A 1,688-nucleotide genomic window follows, 5' to 3' on the forward strand; every position below is an offset into this window, starting at 1 on the left:
CATGCTTCACATTAGAATATAGGTTAAGTCCTCGATCTATTAGTATCTGTCAGCTCCACGTGTCACCACGCTTCCACCTCAGACCTATCAACCTGATCATCTTTCAGGGATCTTACTTCCTTGCGGAATGGGAAATCTCATCTTGAGGGGGGCTTCATGCTTAGATGCTTTCAGCACTTATCCCGTCCGCACATAGCTACCCAGCGATGCCCTTGGCAGAACAACTGGTACACCAGCGGTGCGTCCATCCCGGTCCTCTCGTACTAAGGACAGCTCCTCTCAAATTTCCTGCGCCCGCGACGGATAGGGACCGAACTGTCTCACGACGTTCTGAACCCAGCTCGCGTACCGCTTTAATGGGCGAACAGCCCAACCCTTGGGACCGACTACAGCCCCAGGATGCGATGAGCCGACATCGAGGTGCCAAACCTCCCCGTCGATGTGGACTCTTGGGGGAGATAAGCCTGTTATCCCCGGGGTAGCTTTTATCCGTTGAGCGATGGCCCTTCCATGCGGAACCACCGGATCACTAAGCCCGACTTTCGTCCCTGCTCGACTTGTAGGTCTCGCAGTCAAGCTCCCTTGTGCCTTTACACTCTGCGAATGATTTCCAACCATTCTGAGGGAACCTTTGGGCGCCTCCGTTACATTTTAGGAGGCGACCGCCCCAGTCAAACTGCCCACCTGACACTGTCTCCCTGCCCGATAAGGGCAGCGGGTTAGAAGGTCAATACAGCCAGGGTAGTATCCCACCGATGCCTCCACCGAAGCTAGCGCTCCGGTTTCCAAGGCTCCTACCTATCCTGTACAAGCTGTACCAACATTCAATATCAGGCTGCAGTAAAGCTCCACGGGGTCTTTCCGTCCTGTCGCGGGTAACCTGCATCTTCACAGGTACTATAATTTCACCGAGTCTCTCGTTGAGACAGTGCCCAGATCGTTGCGCCTTTCGTGCGGGTCGGAACTTACCCGACAAGGAATTTCGCTACCTTAGGACCGTTATAGTTACGGCCGCCGTTTACTGGGGCTTCAATTCGCACCTTCGCTTACGCTAAGCGCTCCTCTTAACCTTCCAGCACCGGGCAGGCGTCAGCCCCTATACTTCGCCTTACGGCTTCGCAGAGACCTGTGTTTTTGCTAAACAGTCGCCTGGGCCTATTCACTGCGGCTTCTCGGGGCTTTAACACCCTAAGAAGCACCCCTTCTCCCGAAGTTACGGGGTCATTTTGCCGAGTTCCTTAACGAGAGTTCTCTCGATCACCTTAGGATTCTCTCCTCGCCTACCTGTGTCGGTTTGCGGTACGGGCACCTCTCACCTCGCTAGAGGCTTTTCTTGGCAGTGTGGAATCAGGAACTTCGCTACTAAATTTCGCTCGCCATCACAGCTCAGCCTTTACGGGAAACGGATTTGCCTATTTCCCAGCCTAACTGCTTGGACGCGGATATCCAATACCGCGCTTACCCTATCCTCCTGCGTCCCCCCATTGCTCAAATGGTGAGGAGGTGGTACAGGAATATCAACCTGTTGTCCATCGCCTACGCCTTTCGGCCTCGGCTTAGGTCCCGACTAACCCTGAGCGGACGAGCCTTCCTCAGGAAACCTTAGGCATTCGGTGGACGGGATTCTCACCCGTCTTTCGCTACTCATACCGGCATTCTCACTTCTAAGCGCTCCACCAGTCCTTTTG

General features: G+C 54.4%; 1 rRNA gene. It reads right to left on the reverse strand.

The features are described 5' to 3' along the window. Nucleotides 1-19: 19 nt before the first annotated feature. Nucleotides 20-1,688: ribosomal RNA gene (locus LC033_RS16235) — 23S ribosomal RNA — on the reverse strand; the annotation flags it as partial.

Origin of the sequence: Bacillus stratosphericus (assembly GCF_020524495.1) — a bacterium.
Taxonomy (GTDB): domain Bacteria; phylum Bacillota; class Bacilli; order Bacillales; family Bacillaceae; genus Bacillus; species Bacillus stratosphericus_B.